Annotated in this window: 16 protein-coding genes; 7 read left to right on the forward strand and 9 right to left on the reverse strand. The window is 68.5% G+C overall.

Translation table 11 applies throughout. The features are described from left to right. Nucleotides 1-32: 32 nt before the first annotated feature. Complete coding sequence (locus IRT45_RS21350) at nucleotides 33-1,427, reverse strand: PLP-dependent aminotransferase family protein (RefSeq protein ID WP_309241081.1); 1,395 nt, start codon at nucleotides 1,425-1,427, stop codon at nucleotides 33-35. Between the two features lie 89 nt (nucleotides 1,428-1,516). Between IRT45_RS21350 and IRT45_RS21355 the strand changes: the two genes are divergently transcribed. Then, complete coding sequence (locus IRT45_RS21355) at nucleotides 1,517-2,230, forward strand: pyridoxamine 5'-phosphate oxidase family protein (RefSeq protein ID WP_194807610.1); 714 nt, start codon at nucleotides 1,517-1,519, stop codon at nucleotides 2,228-2,230. A gap of 7 nt (nucleotides 2,231-2,237) precedes the next feature. Here the strand turns inward: IRT45_RS21355 and IRT45_RS21360 are convergent, their stop codons facing one another. Both IRT45_RS21360 and IRT45_RS21365 read right to left on the reverse strand, forming a co-directional pair. After that, a complete protein-coding gene (locus tag IRT45_RS21360; RefSeq protein ID WP_194807611.1) occupies nucleotides 2,238-3,464 on the reverse strand; it encodes a hypothetical protein in 1,227 nt (408 codons plus the stop codon). Nucleotides 3,465-3,470: 6 nt separating this feature from the next. Beyond that, nucleotides 3,471-4,244, reverse strand: a complete 774-nt coding sequence (locus tag IRT45_RS21365) for a crotonase/enoyl-CoA hydratase family protein (RefSeq protein WP_228534724.1) — start codon at nucleotides 4,242-4,244, stop codon at nucleotides 3,471-3,473. 53 nt (nucleotides 4,245-4,297) lie between these two features. Between IRT45_RS21365 and IRT45_RS21370 the strand changes: the two genes are divergently transcribed. Next, nucleotides 4,298-4,894 (forward strand): TetR/AcrR family transcriptional regulator, encoded by a 597-nt coding sequence (locus IRT45_RS21370; protein ID WP_194807613.1) that lies wholly within the window; start codon nucleotides 4,298-4,300, stop codon nucleotides 4,892-4,894. A 10-nt stretch (nucleotides 4,895-4,904) separates the two neighbouring features. Next, nucleotides 4,905-6,524, forward strand: a complete 1,620-nt coding sequence (locus IRT45_RS21375; protein ID WP_194807614.1) for an acyl-CoA dehydrogenase family protein — start codon at nucleotides 4,905-4,907, stop codon at nucleotides 6,522-6,524. A 21-nt stretch (nucleotides 6,525-6,545) separates the two neighbouring features. On the opposite strand, the gene IRT45_RS21380 is transcribed toward IRT45_RS21375, so the two are convergent. Then, a complete protein-coding gene (locus IRT45_RS21380; RefSeq protein ID WP_309241083.1) occupies nucleotides 6,546-7,316 on the reverse strand; it encodes a metalloregulator ArsR/SmtB family transcription factor in 771 nt (256 codons plus the stop codon). Between the two features lie 120 nt (nucleotides 7,317-7,436). On the opposite strand from IRT45_RS21380, the gene IRT45_RS21385 reads away from it, so the two are divergent. Further along, on the forward strand, nucleotides 7,437-8,816 hold the full coding sequence (locus tag IRT45_RS21385) for a DUF1731 domain-containing protein (RefSeq protein ID WP_194807615.1): 1,380 nt from the start codon (nucleotides 7,437-7,439) through the stop codon (nucleotides 8,814-8,816). Between the two features lie 37 nt (nucleotides 8,817-8,853). Here IRT45_RS21385 and IRT45_RS21390 read toward each other — a convergent pair whose 3' ends face one another. Both IRT45_RS21390 and pgi read right to left on the reverse strand, forming a co-directional pair. Then, entirely contained in the window at nucleotides 8,854-9,279 is a 426-nt protein-coding gene (locus IRT45_RS21390) for a hypothetical protein (RefSeq protein WP_194807616.1), read from the reverse strand. Nucleotides 9,280-9,384: 105 nt separating this feature from the next. After that, complete coding sequence (pgi, locus tag IRT45_RS21395) at nucleotides 9,385-11,037, reverse strand: glucose-6-phosphate isomerase (RefSeq protein ID WP_194807617.1); 1,653 nt, start codon at nucleotides 11,035-11,037, stop codon at nucleotides 9,385-9,387. A 96-nt stretch (nucleotides 11,038-11,133) separates the two neighbouring features. Between pgi and IRT45_RS21400 the strand changes: the two genes are divergently transcribed. Then, nucleotides 11,134-12,585 carry an NAD-dependent succinate-semialdehyde dehydrogenase gene (locus tag IRT45_RS21400; protein ID WP_194807618.1) on the forward strand — a complete coding sequence of 484 codons (1,452 nt, stop codon included), beginning with the start codon at nucleotides 11,134-11,136 and terminating at the stop codon, nucleotides 12,583-12,585. Between the two features lie 152 nt (nucleotides 12,586-12,737). On the opposite strand, the gene IRT45_RS21405 is transcribed toward IRT45_RS21400, so the two are convergent. Continuing rightward, nucleotides 12,738-13,046, reverse strand: a complete 309-nt coding sequence (locus tag IRT45_RS21405; RefSeq protein WP_036505489.1) for a chorismate mutase — start codon at nucleotides 13,044-13,046, stop codon at nucleotides 12,738-12,740. A gap of 303 nt (nucleotides 13,047-13,349) precedes the next feature. Between IRT45_RS21405 and pcrA the strand changes: the two genes are divergently transcribed. Next, nucleotides 13,350-15,899: a DNA helicase PcrA gene (pcrA, locus tag IRT45_RS21410; RefSeq protein ID WP_194807619.1), complete on the forward strand. Its 2,550-nt coding sequence runs from the start codon at nucleotides 13,350-13,352 to the stop codon at nucleotides 15,897-15,899. Here pcrA and IRT45_RS21415 read toward each other — a convergent pair. Continuing rightward, nucleotides 15,889-16,416 carry a GNAT family N-acetyltransferase gene (locus IRT45_RS21415; protein ID WP_194807620.1) on the reverse strand — a complete coding sequence of 176 codons (528 nt, stop codon included), beginning with the start codon at nucleotides 16,414-16,416 and terminating at the stop codon, nucleotides 15,889-15,891. The two genes, pcrA and IRT45_RS21415, sit on opposite strands and share 11 nt — an antisense overlap. Nucleotides 16,417-16,563: 147 nt before the next feature. Next, the gene (locus IRT45_RS21420; protein WP_228534725.1) at nucleotides 16,564-17,718 is read right to left on the reverse strand and encodes a M23 family metallopeptidase; all 1,155 of its coding nucleotides are present in this window, start codon (nucleotides 17,716-17,718) and stop codon (nucleotides 16,564-16,566) included. Between the two features lie 786 nt (nucleotides 17,719-18,504). Here IRT45_RS21420 and IRT45_RS21425 point away from each other — a divergent pair. Beyond that, on the forward strand, nucleotides 18,505-19,287 hold a 783-nt coding region (locus IRT45_RS21425), incomplete at its 3' end, for an ATP-grasp domain-containing protein (protein WP_194807621.1).

The raw sequence follows: 19,287 nt of genomic DNA on the forward strand, positions 1-19,287 counted from the left end.
CGCAGAACCCGGAGTTCGCCAAGGGGCCCGTCTTAGTGATTCGGATCGGTGTTCGTTCCGTGCGCGGCGGCCGCGAGGCATTCGGCGGCGATCCGGAGGGCGCGGGGAAGTTCGTCACGGGGCACCGCGGTGTATCCCAGCGCGATGCCGAAGGCCTGCCGAGGTCCGGCGTGGTGGCGGGCCAACCCGTCGAGGAGGACACCGCGGCGGCGCGCGAGCTCGATCGCACGGCTTTCGGCCGCCGCGTCGGGGAGGGGAACCACCAGGTGGGATCCGGCGTCGTCGCCGCGGATGTCCAGGCCGTGGCGGCCTAGTTCCGCGACGGTGAGGGTGCGCCGGGGCGGCATTTCCCGGCGCAATCGGCGCAGATGGCGGGCAAGATCGCCGTGGCGAGCGAGTTCGGCCAGCACCAGCTGACCGGCCGGGGCCGGCCAGGCGCCGGTCGACTCGCGGTGCTCGAGTACGGCCGCCACGATCCATGGGGCGGCGACCAGCCATCCGACGCCCAGCGTGGGCGAGAGGATCTTCGAGGTGGTGCCGAGGTGGACGACCAGGTCGGGTGCGAGCCCGGCGAGCAGGGGCAGCGGTGCGCTGTCGTAGCGCAGTTCCCCGTCGTAGTCGTCTTCGATGATCACCGCGCCGGTGCGCCGCGCGAAGTCCACGAGCTGGATCCGGCGCCCTGCGGGCATCCGTACGCCGAGTGGAAATTGATGTGCCGGAGTGCAATACACCGCGCGGACATGAGCGGGAATCGATTCGACCAGGATCCCGTCGCGGTCCATCGGCACCGGGACCACCTCGACTCCGGCGGAACGAAAGGCGCCGACCGCGCGCAGATATCCGGGATCTTCGATGGCGACCGCATCGCCGGGCCGCAGCACCGCACGGGCGAATTCGGCTACGGCGGAACTGGTTCCGGCGGTCGCGATGATCCGTGCCGGTTGATCGACGCGCAGTCCGCGATGGCGCAGCAGATGTTCGGCGACCATGGCCCGATAGCCGGGATCGCCGGCGCGCTCCTTGCGCACCGAGGGGCCACGATCACCTGCCGCCCGCCAGGCCCGTCGCCATGCGGCGCTGTCCATCGCCTCCGCGCAGGGGGCGCCGGGCGCGAGGTCCAGCAGCTCCCGGGCGGAATCCGAATCCGCCTGGGCAGCTATGTGGTTCGAGGCGGGAACCGGTGCCGCGGTGAGGTAGGTCCCCGATCCGTGCCGACCCGAAATCCAGCCCTCGGCATGTAATTGGTCGTAAGCGGCGGTGACCACGGTGCGGCTGACGCCGAGCCGGGCGGCGAGGGCTCGCGACGAGGGCATACGGTCACCGCCGCGCAGTCGCCCGTCGGTCGCGGCGTTGCGCAGCTCGTCGGCTACCTGTACCGACAGCGGACGCCGGTCGGAGCGATCGACCGCGAGCGGCAGTTCGTCCACGTTGTTCTCCGATCCGCTCCGAAGTGGACTTCTAGAAAGCCGCCATATTGGCCATTTCATGATGCCATTCGCCGCGCAATGCTGTTCACATGACCGCCACACCAGTTCCCAGACCTGCGCTTTCTCCCACCCGCCGCAGCACCGTCACTCGTTACCGGGACCGCGCGGCGACCGACCGCGTGGCATTGGACGACGTTCTCGACGCCGGCCTGATCTGCCATATCGGCGTGCTGCTGCATGGCACGCCGGTCGTGCTGCCGACCATCTACGGAAGGGTGGACGACACGCTCTACCTGCACGGATCGACCGGTGCGGGCAATATGCGCGCCGCTCTCACCGGCGAGATCTCGGTGGCGGTGACGGTGGTCGATGCGATCGTGTATGCCCGTGCGGCCATGCACTTTTCGATGAACTACCGCTCGGCCGTCATCCATGGGCGCCCGGTCGAGGTCACCGATCCCGAGGAGCGGCTGCGCGCGTTGCGCGCCATCGTCGAACATTCCGCCCCCGGCGCCTGGGACACCGTCCGTGCGCCCGACAAGAAGGAACTGGCGGCCACCCTGGTTCTGGCTCTCGACCTCACCGAGGCCTCGGTGAAGACCCGTACCGGCGACCCCTCCGACGATCCCGCCGACCTGAACAGCGACGCCTGGGCGGGTCTGCTTCCGGTCAGCTACGCCTTCGGCACGCCGATCCCGGCGCCCGACCTGGCGCGCCCGGCGGCTGTCCCGGACCACGTGGTGGCGCGTATCCGGACCGGCGAATTCGCCGAAACAGAGGGAGCGATCTCCCCTCGGCGGTAATACCGGCTCACCAGACCGTGACCGGCACCTCGAGCCGCTCGATTTCCTTGCGCGCGACATCGACCAGCACAGCGGGGGATCGGATGTACTCCTGATCCAGACCCACCAGCGCGAGGGTGTACGTGTGTCCGATCCGGGACAGGTAGGCCGCGAGGCGGGTGCGGGGGAGTGCCGTCGATTGCAATCCGGGATGGATGGCCCGGGCGGCGACGCCGGTGCAGCGATGCGGGCCCAGCTGTGCCAGCGAGGCCGGCAGGGTGCCGATGTTCGAACACAGGATGTCACGTTCCCCCGCACCGCGGGAGAGCCGGTGGGCGACGCGCGCGGGCAGCACCTGCAGCAGTTCCGCGGGCATGCCCGGCGGACCGGAGATCCGGTATTCGTATGCGGCACGGCACTTCTCGCGCAAGGTCCCGGGTGTATCGGTGCGCTCGACCACCACTTCGGTCATGGCCATGTCGTTGTTGACCCGGCGATCGTCGCGGGTGTCGACGGGTACGGCGGCGGCTATCGCCGACGCGGGGAAGCCGCTGTCCCACAGCATCTTCGCGACGACGTGGAGGAACAGGCTGTTGGCCGTGCCGCCCCGCCCCGCCGCGGCCAGCTCCCAGTCCGCCGCCGGAAACTGCAGCACCGCATCGGATGTCGTCGCCGTTTCGGCGCTGCGTCCGGGCCCGCCATCGGATCCCCGGGGCACCCCGTGTCGCAGGGCGCGTGCGGTGCCGGACAGCACGGTGGTCCACTGTCGCACCGCATCGGCCCAATCCGACTGCGGCGCCGCATATTCCGTGAGCGGTGTGCCGGACAATGCGTGGTCGACGGCCAGCGCCAGGCCGCGTCCGTCGGCGAGGGCGTGGGAACACGTCAGCGCCACCACCGAACCGCCCTCACGCAGCGCCGCCGCGGACAGCCGCCAACCCGGCCCGAATTCCGGATCCAGCTCGTAACCCTGTTCGTCGGCCCAGCTCAGCAGATCAGCGGTGGCGATGCCGCCGCCGGCGATGCGCAACGGATGAGCGCCGTCGTTGCGCCGCCAGTACGGCCGCGCACCCGGCACCCGCGGCCGGACGACGCGGCGGCCGAGCGGGCCGACGCGCAGGGCGGCGTGGATCTGTTCCAGCAGCCGGCGGTCGATGGGGTCGGCGGTGCGCCACAACCCTTGCAGCGCACTGGGAGTGCCCAGACCGCGATGGGCGCGCAGGAAGATCTCGTCGACGACGGTGAGCCGGCCCATCGCCGCTCAGGCCGACGATCCGTGCCGGCCCGCACCACCGGCGAACCGTTGCGCACCCTCGAGCGCACCGTCGGCCAGCGCGGTGAAGCCGTAGCGGAACTCGCGAGTCATCGCCTCCGATTCGTCGAGTCCCCACTGCTCCAGCGCCGACATCCGATCCGAACGCAGGCACGTCTGCGGCAGCGCCGCCAGTTCGGTGGCGAGCCGCTCCGCGGCGGTGCGCGATTCGCCGGAGGCCACGACCTGGCTGACCAGTCCGATCTGCAGTGCCTCGGGTGCGGCGACCGCACGGCCGGTCAGGATCATGTCCATCGCCCGGCCGTGGCCGACGATGCGCGGCAGTCGCACCGTGCCGCCGTCGATCAGCGGGACGCCCCAGCGGCGGCAGAACACGCCGAAAGTGCTGTCCTGCTCGGCAATTCGCAGATCGCACCACAGCGCCAGTTCCAGTCCACCGGCTACGGCGTAGCCGGACACCGCGGCGATCACCGGTTTGGACAGCGTCATGCGGGTGGGGCCCATCGGCCCGTCGCCGTCCTCGGCCGCCCGGTTGGACTTCTCGGTGCCCAGCGATTTCAGATCCGCCCCGGCGCAGAAGGTGCCGCCCGCGCCCCAGAGCACCGCGACCGCCGCCGTGTCGTCGGCATCGAATTCGCGGAACGCCGCCGCCAGCGCCCGCGCGGTCGGTCCGTCGACGGCATTGCGTGCCTCGGGGCGATCCAGGATCACCGTGAAGACCGGCCCGCTGCGCTCGATTCGTACGCTCACGAATTCGACCATACGGCCCGCCCCGGCCCTTGCGTCAAGAAATGAATGTATGATTCACTTCTTGCGTGGCGTACCGCAGAACCCCCGCCGTGCAGGCGCGACTGGACGCCCAGTCGCGCGCCATCGTGCACGCGGCCATGAAGGTGCTCTCGGAGCAGGGCTTCGGTGGGCTCTCGATGGCGACTGTCGCCGCGGAGGCCGGGGTCGCCACCGGAACCGTCTACAAGAGCTTCAGCGGTAAGGCCGAACTGGTCACCGCCGTGTTCCGGGACGTCGTCACCCGGGAGGTCGCCGCGGTCGCGCAGGCCGGGGCGCAGGGCGGCGTGGTCGAGCGGGTCACCGCCGCGGTGGAGACCTTCGCCGGGCGCGCGCTGAAGAATCCCAAACTCGCCTACGTCCTGCTCGCCGAACCGGTGGACGCGAGCGTCGACACCGAACGCCTGCGCTTCCGCAGGGCGTTCGCCGAAACCTTCGAGACCGCGATCGCCGACGGTGTCGGCGCCGGGCAACTGCCGCCCCAGGACCCGCGCACCACCGCCGCCGCCCTGGTCGGCGCCATCGGTGAGGTGCTGGTCGGACCGCTGGCCGAGCAGTTGCAGAGCGAATCCGTGGTGCCCGAACTCGTCGCCTTCGCCCTGCGGGCCCTCGGCGCGCACGAATAGGAGAACTCATATGGCCACCCACGAAGTGTTCAACCAGGTCCCGCCGATCACCCCGTTCGACTTCTCCCGCAACCCGGCCCTGATCGAGGGCCTGCACCGCGAGGGCGCCGACTGGGCGGAAGCCGAAGTGCGCGAATTGGGCACGCTGGCAGGCAGTTTCGAGGCGCAGGAGTGGGGCCGGCTGGCCAACGCGTACCCGCCGGTGCTGCACACGCACGATCGCTACGGCAATCGGGTGGACGAGGTGGAGTTCCACCCCTACTGGCACAACCTGATGGACGTCGCGGTACGGCACGGCCTGCACGGCAGCCCCTGGCTCGACGACCGGCCCGGCGCGCACGTCGCCCGCGCCGCGAAGTTCTACACCTGGGGCATCGCCGACGCCGGACATATGTGCCCCATCTCCATGACCTACGCCGCGGTTCCGGCCTTGCGCCACAACCCGGAACTGGCCGCCCGTTTCGAGCCGCTACTCGGTTCGCGCACCTACGATTTCGGTCTGCGCGAACCCTCGTCGAAGGCCGGACTGATCGCCGGGATGTCGATGACGGAGAAGCAGGGCGGCTCCGATGTCCGGGCCAATACCACCACGGCCACACCGCGATCCGACGGAACCTACCGCGTCGTCGGGCACAAGTGGTTCACCTCCGCGCCGATGTCGGACATGTTCCTGACGCTGGCCCAGGCACCCGGCGGCCTGTCCTGCTTCCTGCTGCCGCGAGTGCTGCCCGACGGCACCCGCAACACGCTGCGGCTGCAGCGCCTGAAGGACAAGCTGGGCAACAAGTCCAACGCGTCCTCGGAGATCGAGTACGAGAACGCGACCGGCTGGCTGGTCGGCGCGGAGGGCGCGGGTGTGAAGACCATCATCGAGATGGTGAACATGACCCGGCTCGACTGTGTGATCGGTTCCGCGACCGGCATGCGCACCGGCGTGGTCTACGCCGCGCACCACGCGCGGCATCGGGAAGCGTTCGGCGCCAAGCTGATCGACCAGCCCGCCATGCGCAATGTGCTGGCCGACCTGGTGATCGAATCCGATGCCGCGACGACGGTGATGATGCGGCTGGCCGGTGCCACCGACCGCGCCGCGACCGACCCCGCCGAGGCGGCACTGCGCCGAATCGCGTTGGCGGTCACCAAATATTGGGTCTGCAAGCGTGCCCCGGCGCACGCGGCCGAGGCGCTGGAATGCTTCGGCGGCAACGGCTACGTCGAGGAATCGGGTATGCCGCGGCTGTATCGGGAGGCGCCGCTGATGTCGATCTGGGAGGGCTCGGGCAATGTGGCGGCGCTGGACGCCCTGCGTGCCATGGGCCGTCAGCCGGAGACGGTCGAGGCCTACTTCAACGAGGTGTCGCTGGCCCGCGGCGCCAACCACCACCTCGACGACGCGATCGACCGGATCGGCAAGGAGCTCACCGACCTCGGCGATATCGAGTTCCGCGCCCGGCGCGTGGTCGAACTGATGGCGTTGGTGCTGCAGGGCGCGCAACTGGTGCGGCACGGCCATGCCGCGGTCGCGGATGCGTTCTGCGCCAGCCGATTCGGTGGTGACTGGGGGATCGCCTTCGGCACCCTCCCGGTGGGGGTGGATACCGAGGCGATCCTGCAGCGCGCCTTCGTCTGATCCGGATTCGCCCGATTCGGCTCAGCCCACCGGTTCGCTCGACATTTCCCACGGGGCCTGCGGCAGTACGTCGCCGGTCTCGAGCAGGGATTTGAGATTGGCCAGCACCGCCGGCCATCCGCTCGAAATGCCTTGCAGCATCTCCTGATTCGGCAGATTCTCGTGGGTGACGGTGAGCCGGACGATATCCCGGTGCGGTTCGACGAGGAAGGTGACCAGCGACGGCGACCGGTCGGCATCCGGCATGTCCTCGAAGGTCACCACGAGGCGGTGCGGCGGATCCGATTCGATCACCTCGCCGACGACGTCGACGGCGCCCGAGCCGTCGACGCGGCGGTGTTCCCAGCTCGAACCGGGTTGCCAGTCGGACACATTCGCATGTCCCCAGTAGCGGGCGGTGAGATCGGCGTCGGTCAGTGCCTTCCAGACCTGTTCGGCACTGGCGTGAATGTAGGTGACGTAGACGTAGGTGGGCACGGTCGTGCTCATGGCGTACTCCTCAGCCTGGTTTCTGATGGCCCGGATCGCATCCAGTCGCGGCCTGTCGAAGACGGAGATCCATCGGTGTTCGATGTCGTGGATTGGTGCCGGATTGATGTAGTGCACCCGTTCCCGCCCGCGTCGCAGCACGGTGACCAGTCCGGCTCGCACCAGGATGTCGAGATGCTGCGTCAGTGACTGGCGCGCCATCTCCACCCGCTCGCACAGTTCGCGCAGGGTCTGCCCGTTCTGCTCGCGAAGCCGGTCCAGTAGTAGTCGCCGAGTCGGGTCGGCCAATGCCTTGAAGACCACGTCCATATCCGGTTCGGGTTGCACGGAAAAATTATGCAGGTATTTACCTGCATAAGTCAACGGGTCCGGGTGAGCAAGCACACCCTTCCGGTGGTCGCGGCCGCGGGATTGGATCGAGTCATGTCTCGTACAACGACGTACAAGCAGTTCATCGCGCTGCCGCCGGAGCGGCTGTGGGCGGTGCTGGGGGATCTCACCCGGTGGCCGGAATGGAATTCGGCCGTCGCTTCGGTGGTGCTGCACGGTCCGGCCGCGGTCGGCGGCACCGGTGACTACCTACCCGGCGGCGCGGTGAGCGCGGCCGTCCACGGCCGGCTGGCCGCGCCGTTCCGCATCACCGCATACGACGCCGGCCGGGAACTCGGTATCGAACAACCGGAACCCGCGGGCGCCTTGCGCATCACCTGGCGACTGACGCCCCGGCCGGACGGTGCGCACGTATCCGAGGAGTTCGAACTGCGCGGGCCGTCCGCGCGGATCGTCCGGCGTGTCATCGGTGCGCGGCTGGCGGCCGAGGCGCGAATCCGCTTCGCGCGCCTGGCCTTCGCGGCCGGAATCGAGCCCGCCGAGGACGCTCTCGCGGTGGTGATCGCCGGAGGTACCGGTGCGCTGGGCCGGCAGATCGCGGCGGATCTGACCTGCCGCGGACATCGGGTCACCCTTCTCACCCGCCGACCGGATCCGGCACTACCGTTCCGTCAAGTCCGATGGGACGGCCGGACGGCGGGGGAGTGGGTGGACGAATTGCGCGGACCCGGGCGCGTCGCGTTGATCAACCTGGCCGGGCAACTCGTCGACTGCCGGCCCACCGAGCGCAATATCGACCTCCTGCGCCGCAGCCGGGTCGAATCCACCGCCGCTCTGGTCGCCGCATCCCGCACATTGGACCGGCCGCTGTCCCGTTGGATCCAGGCGAGCACGACCGCGATCTGGTCCGATGCCGGCGAAACGCGGTGCACCGAAACGACTCCGCTGCCCGTGGGGCTTCCGCAGATGACCGGAGTCGCGCAGCCGTGGGAGCAGGCCTTCGCGGGCGCCGACGCCGAGCGAAGGATCATCCTGCGGACCTCCATCGTGCTCGACCCGGCCGCGCCCGCGCTGCGCCGGCTGATCGGGCTGACCAAAGCGGGACTGGGAGGCAGTGTGGGTAGCGGACACCAGTGGTTCAGCTGGATCCACATCGAGGACTGGCTGGCCGTCGTTCGTGCGGGCCTCGGGCTCGATCCGGAGGTCGCGCTGCCCGACGGAATCGTCGTCGCCGCAACGGATCATCCGGTTCGCAATCGCGAATTGATGGCCGCGTTGCGCCGGCACCTGCATCGCCCACCCGCTCCGTCGACCCCGGCGCCGATCCTGAAGCTGGGCGCGATCGTCCTGCGGACCGATGCCGCACTCGGGCTCACCGGCCGCCATGCGACGTCGGAAGTACTGCGCCGCAGCGGTTTCCGATTCCGGTATCCCACACTGGACGACGCGCTCACCGACCTGTTGCCGCGGTGATCTCACCTAACCGGTGATGCGCACTGCGGTCCGGACCTCACGGGGCGGCGGCGAGGGCCAGTCCGATCAGGCCCACCACCTTGAGTAGCTCCAGTCCGATGTACCAGTAGTGCGCCGTCGAGCGCGGTCCGTCCTCGCCGGCCAGGACCCGGTTCGACCGCCGGGTCAGCGGCGGCCGCACCGCCACCACCTGGATCGCCAGCACGACCACCGCGCCGATCAGCCACCCCCAGGTCGCCCCGGCCGGGCCGACCACGGCCGCCGAGATCAGCAGCAGCACCGCCAGCACGGCCTCGGTGATGTTCAGCGCCTTGAACACCATCCGGCCGATCCCCAGCCCGAGGGCGAGCGTCACCCCCGGCGCCCGGAACTTCAGCGGTGCCTCCAGGAAAGAGATAGCCAGCACCATGCCGAGCCACAGCATCGGCAGGAACCACAGCAGATGTTGTGCAACCGAGGTCATATTCCGGACGTTACAACGGCGCGGCGGCCCGTGGCAGCGCCGTGCTCACATTCCCGGCATGAGATCAATTACGCATCCGGGCGAGGTATTTTCCGCGGTGGCGGGTCAGCGGTGGCCGCGATACCACCGGATCAGCGCATCGGTCGACGAATCCGATTGCGGTGCCGGATCTTCGGCGGAGGTGAGCAGCGGCTCCAGTGCGAGCGCCTGCTGTTTGCCCAGCTCCACGCCCCACTGGTCGAAACTGTCGATCCCCCAGATGGCGCCCTCGACGAAGACCTGATGCTCGTAGAGCGCGATCAGCTGCCCGACCACCGACGGGGTGAGCTGCGGCGCCAGGATCGCGGTGGAAGGCCGGTTACCGGGCATCACGCGATGCGGCACCAGGGCCGGATCGAAATCCGGAGTGCCGCCGTCCTCGGCCTCGATCTCCGCCGCGGTGCGGCCGAAGGCCAGCACCTTCGTCTGCGCGAACAGATTGCTCATCAGGATGTCGTGCATGCTGCCGGAGCCGTCGCGCGTCGCGAGATCGTCGGTGGGACGGGCGAATCCGATGAAATCGGCCGGCACCAGCCGGGTGCCCTGATGCAGCAGCTGGTAGAACGCGTGCTGTCCGTTCGTGCCGGGTTCACCCCAGAAGATCTCGCCGGTCGAGGTCGTCACCGGACTGCCGTCCAGGCGCACCGATTTGCCGTTCGACTCCATGGTCAGCTGCTGCAGATAGGCCGGGAACCGCGCAAGATCGTTGGAGTACGGCAGCACCGCTCGGGACTGGGCGCCGAAGAAATTCGAGTACCAGACCCCGAGCAGTCCGAGCAGGATCGGCGCGTTGCGCTCCGGCGGCGCGGAGACGAAATGTTCGTCGACACTGTGCATTCCGGCCAGGAATTCGGCGAAACGCTGCGTGCCGATCACCGCCATCATCGACAGCCCGATCGCGGAATCCACCGAATAGCGGCCGCCGACCCAATCCCAGAACTCGAACATGTTCGCGGTATCGATGCCGAAATCGGCCACCCGCTGCGCGTGGGTGGACACCGCCACGAAATGTTTGGCGACCGCGTCCTCGCCGAGTGCCGCCACCAGCCAGCGCCGCGCCGCGGTGGCATTGGTGAGCGTCTCCAGCGTCGAAAACGTCTTGGAGGCAACGACGAACAGGGTGCGCGCCGGATCGAGGCCGTCGAGCTTCGCGATCAGATCCGCCGGGTCGATATTGGAGACGAATCGCGCCGAAATACCGGCATCCGCATAGTGCCGCAAGGCTTGATACAGCATGGCGGGCCCGAGATCCGAGCCGCCGATGCCGATGTTCACCACCGTGGTGATGCGTTCACCGCTCGCGCCGCGCCACTGCCCCGAGCGCACCGCATCGGTGAAATCGCCCATCCGGCGCAGCACTTCGTGCACCTGCGCCCCCGCGTCGGCGCCGTCGATCGTCATCGAGGCGCCGGGCGGCAGACGCAGCGCGACATGGCCCACCGCGCGGTCCTCGGAGGTGTTGATGTGCTCGCCCGCGAACATCGCGTCCCGGCGCCGGGCCACACCCGCCGTCTCCGCCAGATCGAGCAGCAGATCCAGGGTTTCGCGGGTGATGCGGTGCTTGCTGTAGTCGATATGGAGGTCGCCGACCTCGACGGTCAGCTCTCGTCCCCGCTCCGGATCCTCGGCGAAGAACTCGCGCAGATGCCGGTCGGCCACGGCCGAATAGTGATCGTGCAGTTTCCGCCAGGCCGCCGTCGCGGTGATGTCGCTGCTCACCCAGGCGAGATTACAGACCGGTTTCGCTACGCGCAGGTAGTCCCGGCCCACCGGCAGTTGCCCGCGCTCACGTCCACCGCGGCCTACCCTGAGCACATGGTGTCGCAAACCGAGTTACTCGAATCCGTCCCCACTCGACTCTGGATCGGCGGGCCGGTGGATGCCACCGGTGGCGCCACCTTCGCGGTCGAGAATCCGGCGACCGGAGAGCCCCTCGCACACGTCGCCGACGCCACGCCCGAGGACGCCGTGCGCGCCCTCGACGCGGCCGTGGCCGCACAGGACAGCTGGGCCACCACCCCGGCCCGCGAACGCGGCGAGATCCTGCGCGCGGTCTACGAGCGGATCGTCGAGCGCACCGAGGACTTCGCCCTGCTGATGACCCTGGAAATGGGTAAGGCGCTGCCGGAGAGCCGCAACGAGGTGCGCTACGGCGCCGAATTCTTCCGCTGGTTCAGCGAGGAAGCGGTCCGGGTGCACGGCCGCTACCAGACCGCGCCCACCGGCACCGGTCGCATCGTCGTCCACAAACAGCCGGTCGGGCCGTGCCTGGCCATCACACCCTGGAATTTCCCGCTCGCGATGGGCACCCGCAAGATCGGCCCGGCCCTGGCCGCGGGCTGCACGATGATCGTCAAGCCCGCCTCGGCCACCCCGCTGACCATGCTGCTGCTGGCGAAGCTGTGCAGCGAGGCCGGGCTGCCGGACGGGGTGCTGTCGGTCATCACCTCCAGCCGTTCCGGTGCGGTGACCGAGCCGCTGATCAACGATCCGCGGCTGCGCAAACTCACCTTCACCGGTTCGACCGGGGTCGGCAAGAAACTGGTGGAGAAGTCCGCGAACGGCCTGCTGCGCACCTCGATGGAACTGGGCGGCAATGCCCCGTTCGTGGTCTTCGACGACGCCGACATCGACGCCGCGGTGCAGGGCGCGATGCTGGCGAAGCTGCGCAACGGCGGCGAGGCGTGTACCGCCGCCAACCGGTTCCATGTGCACAACTCGGTGCGCGCGGAGTTCACCGACAAACTGGTCGCCGCCATGCAGGAGGTGAAACTCGGCCCCGGTGACGACCCGTCGACCACCCTCGGCCCGCTGATCAACCAGGACCAGCTCGACACGGTCAGCGAACTGGTCGATGACGCCGTGGAACGCGGCGCCGAAGTGCGCATCGGCGGGAAGGCGCCGGGCGGGACCGGGTACTACTACCCGGCGACCGTGCTGTGCGAGGTGCCCGAGCAGGCCCGGATCCTGAGCGAAGAGGTGTTCGGACCGGTTGCGCCGATCATCGGATTCGATACCGAGGAGCAGGGCCTCGCCGCCGCCAACGACACCGAATTCGGTTTGGTCGCTTACGTTTACACCCGCGACCTGGATCGTGCGCTGCGGATCGCGGAGGGCCTGGAGAGCGGCATGGTCGGCGTCAACCGCGGCGTCATCTCCGATCCGGCGGCGCCGTTCGGCGGGGTCAAGGCCTCCGGATTCGGCCGCGAGGGCGGCTTCGAGGGGATCGAGGAGTATCTGTCGACGAAGTACATCGCCCTGCCCTGATCCGGCAGTCCCCGGATACGAAACGACCGCCCCGGGGGATCGGCACCCGGGGCGGCCTGGGGTCGCGGAGTTCGTCGAGACGATCGCCGCGTGGTCTCGGTGAGCTGCCTCGGCGGTCCGGTCGGTGGGGCCGTGGCCGAGGCGGCTGTATCTCAGTGGCCGAGACGGCCGCGGCCGAGGCGGAGCAGCAGCATGGCCAGCGTGTGACCTTCCTGACCCAGTTCGCTGAAGCGCTCCAGCACCTTCATCTCGCGGGAGTGCACCAGGCGCGGGCCACCGTTGGCCATACGGGTGCGGCCGATGATGCGCGAGACCTCGGTGCGCCGCTTGATGGCCGCGAGAATCTCGGCGTCGAGGCGATCGATCTCCTTGCGGAGCTTCTCGATCTCCGCCTCACTACTCGGCAACGTCGCATCGGAACCGGTCGCGGGCTGATCAATCGGCTCAGTAGAGGTGCTCATACTTTCTTCTCCTCGTGTCAGAACTTCGATCGGCGTGCGGCCCTGCCCCGTTACCGATCTGATTCCTCCACCGTGAAACAGACCTGTTCGGCCTTGAATTGTCCCCCGTCGAGTATGCGCTCACGTGCGAAATCGGCGACCACGAATACCTTCGTACGCCTGAACAGCAGAGGTCGTGAGCGCGCTGGTCATGTCGCCAGTCTGCCACGTGGGACAAGTGGGGCAAAGTTCTCTTCGGTGAGAATGCGCTGAGATCGCGCCGGACTACAGCATGTCGGTGGCCGCCGGTAGCGTGGATGGACGATGGAGACGACGGTGGCGGGAACAGCGGCGGGGACGGCAACGGTGGGTACGGCGGCAACGCGAGGTGCGGACAGGTCCGCGGCGGCCGATCAGCAGGCGCAGCGCCTGCTCGAGGGCCTGAATCCGCAGCAGCGGGCGGCGGTTGTGCACGCGGGTTCGCCCCTGCTGATCGTGGCCGGCGCCGGCTCCGGGAAGACCGCCGTACTCACTCGGCGCATCGCCTATCTGCTGGCCGAACGCGACGTCACACCCGGGCAGATCCTGGCGATCACATTCACCAACAAGGCCGCTGCGGAGATGCGCGAGCGGGTGACGGACCTGGTCGGTCCGCGCGCCGCCGCCATGTGGGTGTCGACCTTCCACTCCTCCTGTGTGCGCATCCTGCGGATGCAGGCGAATCTGCTGCCCGGTGCGTTGAACTCCAACTTCTCCATCTACGACGCCGACGATTCGCGCCGCCTGCTGGGAATGATCATTCGCGACCAGAATCTGGATCCGAAGAAGTATTCGCCGCGACTGCTCGCGACCGCCATCTCCAATCTCAAGAACGAGCTGATCGACCCCGAAACGGCCACGGCGGACGCGGAATCCGACGAGACGGAACTGCCCGGCATCGTCGCCCGGGTCTACACCGAATATCAGCGGCGGCTGCGCGCGGCCAACGCCTTCGACTTCGACGATCTGATCGGTGAGACGGTCGCGCTCCTGCAGAGCCACCCGCAGGTCGCGGAGTACTACCGCCGTCGCTTCCGGCATGTGCTGGTCGACGAGTACCAGGACACCAACCACGCCCAGTACGTGCTGGTGCGCGAACTGGTCGGCCATCATGTGCGACCGGCGGCCGACGAACTCGCCGACGCCGACGCGGGGGCCGAGGCGGCCGATCCTGAATTCAGCCCGGCACGCCGCGGCGATGCGGTGCCGCCCAGCGAGTTGTGCGTGGTCGGTGACGCCGACCAGTCCATCTACGCGTTCCGCGGGGCGACCATTCGCAATATCGAGGAATTCGAGCGCGATTTCCCGGACGCGGAAACGATTCTGCTGGAACAGAACTACCGCTCCACCCAGCACATCCTCTCGGCCGCCAACGCGGTCATCTCGCGCAACGAGAATCGGCGCGACAAGAAGTTGTGGACCGACTCCGGTGAGGGTGACCTGATCGTCGGCTATGTCGCCGACAACGAACACGACGAGGCGTCGTTCGTCGCGCGCGAGATCGACCGGCTGGTCGAACAGGGCGACTACAACTACGGCGATGTCGCGGTGTTCTATCGCACCAACAACAACTCGCGGGCGCTGGAAGAGATCTTCATCCGTATGGGGCTGCCCTACAAGGTGGTCGGCGGCGTCCGGTTCTACGAGCGCAAGGAGGTCCGCGATGTGGTGGCCTACCTGCGCGTGCTGGAGAATCCCGACGACGCGGTGAGCCTGCGCCGCATTCTCAACACTCCGCGCCGGGGGATCGGTGACCGCGCCGAGGCGTGTGTGGCGGTGCACGCCGAACAGCGCGACATCGGCTTCGCGGCCGCGCTGCGCGACGCCGCCGACGGCAAGGTGGCGCTGCTGAACACCCGCGCCCAGCGTGCGATCGCCGGCTTCCTCGATCTGCTCGACGAGGTCCGCGCCGCCGGTGTCACCGACGACACCGAATTCCCCGATGTGGGCAATGTCGTCGAGGCGGTCCTGGACAAGACCGGTTACCGCGCCGAGTTGGAGGCCTCCGACGATCCGCAGGACGGCGCCCGGCTGGACAACCTCAACGAATTGGTCAGCGTGGCAAGGGAATTCAGTTCCGAGGCGCGCAACAATGTGGAGGCCGCTCGCGAGGAGGGCCTGCTGCCCGAAGCGGCCGACGGCGAGCCGGACCCCGGTTCCCTGGCGGCGTTCCTGGAACGGGTCTCGCTGGTGGCCGATACCGATCAGATCCCGGACGAGGGTTCCGGCGTGGTCACCCTGATGACCCTGCACACCGCGAAGGGCCTGGAGTTCCCGGTGGTGTTCGTGACCGGCTGGGAGGACGGCCAGTTCCCGCATATGCGCGCGCTGGGCGATCCCGCTGAACTGGCCGAGGAACGCCGCCTGGCCTACGTCGGCATCACCCGCGCCCGGAAACGGCTGTACCTGAGCCGCGCGGTGGTGCGCTCCGGCTGGGGACAGGCGGTGTCGAATCCGGAGTCCCGCTTCCTGCAGGAGATTCCGGGGCATCTGATGGATTGGCAGCGGCTGGAACCGACTCCGCCGTCCGGCGGACGTGGTTTCCGCCGTCGCGGTGAGGACGACGGCCTGGAACGTGATTGGACCCGCGGTGACGGCTGGTCCCAGCAGCGCCCCGGCCTGCGCGACCGCAGCCCCGCCCGGCCCGCCGCCAAGCACAACAACTCCGGGCTGGTGCTCGCCGTGGGCGACCGCGTCAGCGACGACAAGTACGGTCTCGGCCGCGTGGTCGCCGCCGAAGGCTTCGGCGCCCTCGCCACGGTCACCATCGATTTCGGCACCGCCGGCAAGATCCGCCTGATTCCGCAGTACAGCCGGACCCTGGTCAAGCTCTGAACGGCGTCACGGCTTTGGCCATGACGACTTCCACGCGGTGGTCCGGGTCGAGATCGGCGCGCTGGACCCGTTCGGCGCGTTCGCCGGACCCAGCGTCGAATTCGAATCCGTTGCGGCGGTACAGCGCGATGGCAGGTTCGTTGTCGGTGAAGACGCCGAGTCGGAGAGTGGTGTAGCCGCATTCGGCAGCCCAGCGCTCGAGAGTCGTCAGCAGCAGATCGCCCACGCCCAGACCGCGCGCGGACGGGTCGACCCACATCGAAATCACCTTGGCCGCGGTATCTTCCGGCCCGGGCACCCCGCTGGCCATCCCCACCGGTTCGCCGTGGTGCAACGCCAGCAGATCCTGAGCTCCCGGCGTATTCAACCGCGCGCGCCAGCGGTGCTCGCGATCGCCGTCGCCCTGCCACTCCGCCAGCCGGGTCCGGTACGCCTCCGGTGCCCCCGCCAGTGCTGCCAGCCGAACGCTGCGCCAAGCCCGCCAGTCCTCAGGGCCTACCACCCGGATTTCGATCATGACGCAAGAATGGCCGCCGCGCGTATCCACCCGCAACCGAAAATATTGTGCAACAACTGTTTTCGTGAGCACATGGGTGGCTCACCGGGTACGCCCCAAACCCGCCCGCAACGCCAACTCTCGTACTGCTGGGAGAGGCGGACGAGCCTAGTCGCGTTCGGGGCCGAGGGAGATGCCGCGGGAGGCGAGCCAGGGGAGGGGGTCGATCTTGTCCTGGCCGTTGAGCCACACCTCGAAGTGGCAGTGCGGGCCGGTGGAGAAGCCACGGTTGCCGACGGTGGCGATCTGGTCGCCGGCCATCACATGTTGGCCTTCCGAGACGGTGGCGGTGTCGACGTGGCCGTAGACCGTGATGGTGCCGTCGGCGTGCCGCAGGCGGACCCACATGCCGAAACCGGAGGCCGGGCCGGCGCTGATCACATCGCCGTCCTCGACCGCGTAGATCGGGGTACCGATGGGGGCCGCGATGTCGACACCCAGGTGCTGCACACCCCAGCGGCTACCGAAGCCGGAGGTGAAGGTGCCGTTGGCGAATTTGGAGAACAGGGGCCGCAGTTTCGCCGATTCCTGGGCCGCGAGTCCGGCGGCGAATTCCTGACCGTGTTGCAGGATGTCCTGGAACTGACTGAGATCCGCGACGGGCGCGACGTTGAGAACCTGCGGCGACTGCGGATTACCCGCCTGGGTGCTGACCGCCTGGGCCGCGATTTCGTGGACCTGACCGGCGGCGTCGTAGTCGGCGGTCGCAGTGTGGTGCTGGCTGCCGGACTCCATTCCGGCCTGTCCGGCGGCGACCACCGCGCCGGCGGCGACCGCCACCACGGCGGCGCGGCCCTTGAGCGCGGCGGGCGGGGTCGGCACGCGATGCGCACCGCTGAAGCGCCGGGGCCCTTCGGTGTCGGTGCCGGCCTCCTCGGCGTCGGCGCTGTCACGCTCGAGGGAGCTGCGCAGCCGGGCCAGGTTGAACGGTTCGTTGCCGGCGGGTTGGTCGTATTCGTCGGCGGTGTCGTAGTGGGCGGCGTCGTAGTCGGCGGGGCCCTCGGGATAGTGCACGCCACGGCCGTCGTCGAAACCGGGGTCGGCGGCGGCCCATTCGTCGGTCCGCGGCCACTGCGGATCGGCGGTCCAGTCACCGTCGGGCTGCGCCTGGGCTCCCCAGGGCCGCCACTGCCCGGAATCCTCCGAACCGGTTGTCCCCCAGGCATTCTCGGTGGAATTCCCGGTGGTCGCGGTGAGGCCGACGACGGTCGCGCCCGCCGCACCGGCGCCGGCGGACATCCAGCTGTCGGCGCGTCCCGGCATACTGCGCACGGGCGGGGCTGCGGGCTCCTCGGAACGGGAACCGGTGTAACCGCCGAAAGATTGGTTACCACCGAAGTATGGATGCTGGTCGAGGGATTCTCCGTCGCCGCGGTAACGGCGAGCGGACTGTGGCCGATGCCCAGGTTGTAGGCGACCGTGGCTCATCGGCGGACTCCGAGACCGGGTAACGCGGGGGATCCGGAGGACGCGGGACGCGGTGCGCCGGTAGAACGGCTCGCTACCTGCGGAGCACTGTGCTGCAACAAGCCTGCCGTCCTCCTGATCGGTGCGGTGTACGCGGCCTCATCCGGGTGGGTCTGTCGATGTGTTCTACCAGCCGGTCCTTACGACCGGGTGACGAGTATTCCCGTCACGCCTGTGATCTGGCTGTGACATCGACCGCATCGACGGTAACGAAACGATTGCAGGTGGGCAAGCGCTCCGCTCGATAAGGGGGTACTTGTGACATTGATCACGTCTGGCCCGCGGAATATCTCACGTTCCACTGGGGACGCGAGTGAGAACAGGCAACTACACTATGTAGTAGCCAATGTGGCAATTCGGACCATCGTCCGCCCTACCTGGCGGCGTGTCAGCAACCTACTCGCCAGTAGCCTTGGCCAGCGGTTTTGCCCGGGCGGATGCCCGCTCGTGACCTGCGCCACTTAGGCTGTATGCGGCTGATTTCGGCGACATCGAACTGATTAGAGTCCGACTCGACCCGCTTCCGACGACGGGCCGCCAACAAAGTCGTTGTCACCACAACGCAGACGAGACGGTGAGTACATGGATCTCTTCGAATATCAGGCGAAGGAACTCTTCGTGAAGCACGGAGTGCCTTCGTCGGAGGGCCGCGTCACGGACTCGGCCGAGGACGCCCGTGCCATCGCGACCGAAATCGGCAAGCCTGTGATGATCAAGTCGCAGGTCAAGGTCGGCGGCCGCGGTAAGGCCGGTGGCGTGAAGTACGCCGCCACCCCGGGCGACGCCTTCACCCACGCCAACAACATCCTGGGCCTGGACATCAAGGGCCACGTCACCAAGAAGATCCTGGTCGCCGAGGCCAAGGACATCGCGGAGGAGTACTACATCTCCTTCCTGCTCGATCGCGCCAACCGCACCTACCTGGCCATGTGCTCGGTCGAGGGCGGTATGGAGATCGAAGAGGTCGCCGCCACCAAGCCCGACCGCCTGGCCAAGGTTCCGGTCGACGCGGTCAAGGGTGTGGACCTGGCCTTCGCGCGCTCGATCGCCGAGCAGGGCCACCTGCCCGCCGACGTGCTGGACGCCGCCGCGGTGACCATCCAGAAGCTGTGGGAGGTCTTCGTCAACGAGGACGCGACCCTGGTCGAGGTGAACCCGCTGGTCCGCACGCCGGAGAACGAGATCCTGGCGCTGGACGGCAAGGTCACCCTGGACGAGAACGCCGACTTCCGCCACCCCGACCACGCCGAGTTCGCCGATCGTGACGCCACCGATCCGCTGGAGCTCAAGGCCAAGGAGAACGACCTCAACTACGTCAAGCTCGACGGCGAGGTCGGCATCATCGGCAACGGCGCCGGCCTGGTC

Source organism: Nocardia sp. BSTN01, assembly GCF_015354405.1.
Lineage (GTDB): Bacteria > Actinomycetota > Actinomycetes > Mycobacteriales > Mycobacteriaceae > Nocardia.

Bases quoted from the DNA above. Each gene is read 5' to 3' on its own strand.
- IRT45_RS21355 (WP_194807610.1), top strand. From the start codon at position 1,517: ATGACCGCCACACCAGTTCCCAGACCTGCGCTTTCTCCCACCCGCCGC.
- IRT45_RS21365 (WP_228534724.1), bottom strand. From the start codon at position 4,244: ATGGTCGAATTCGTGAGCGTACGAATCGAGCGCAGCGGGCCGGTCTTC.
- IRT45_RS21385 (WP_194807615.1), top strand. From the start codon at position 7,437: ATGTCTCGTACAACGACGTACAAGCAGTTCATCGCGCTGCCGCCGGAG.
- IRT45_RS21415 (WP_194807620.1), bottom strand. From the start codon at position 16,416: ATGATCGAAATCCGGGTGGTAGGCCCTGAGGACTGGCGGGCTTGGCGC.
- IRT45_RS21390 (WP_194807616.1), bottom strand. From the start codon at position 9,279: ATGACCTCGGTTGCACAACATCTGCTGTGGTTCCTGCCGATGCTGTGG.
- IRT45_RS21400 (WP_194807618.1), top strand. From the start codon at position 11,134: ATGGTGTCGCAAACCGAGTTACTCGAATCCGTCCCCACTCGACTCTGG.
- IRT45_RS21405 (WP_036505489.1), bottom strand. From the start codon at position 13,046: ATGAGCACCTCTACTGAGCCGATTGATCAGCCCGCGACCGGTTCCGAT.
- IRT45_RS21420 (WP_228534725.1), bottom strand. From the start codon at position 17,718: ATGCCGGGACGCGCCGACAGCTGGATGTCCGCCGGCGCCGGTGCGGCG.
- IRT45_RS21375 (WP_194807614.1), top strand. From the start codon at position 4,905: ATGGCCACCCACGAAGTGTTCAACCAGGTCCCGCCGATCACCCCGTTC.
- IRT45_RS21360 (WP_194807611.1), bottom strand. From the start codon at position 3,464: ATGGGCCGGCTCACCGTCGTCGACGAGATCTTCCTGCGCGCCCATCGC.
- pcrA (WP_194807619.1), top strand. From the start codon at position 13,350: ATGGAGACGACGGTGGCGGGAACAGCGGCGGGGACGGCAACGGTGGGT.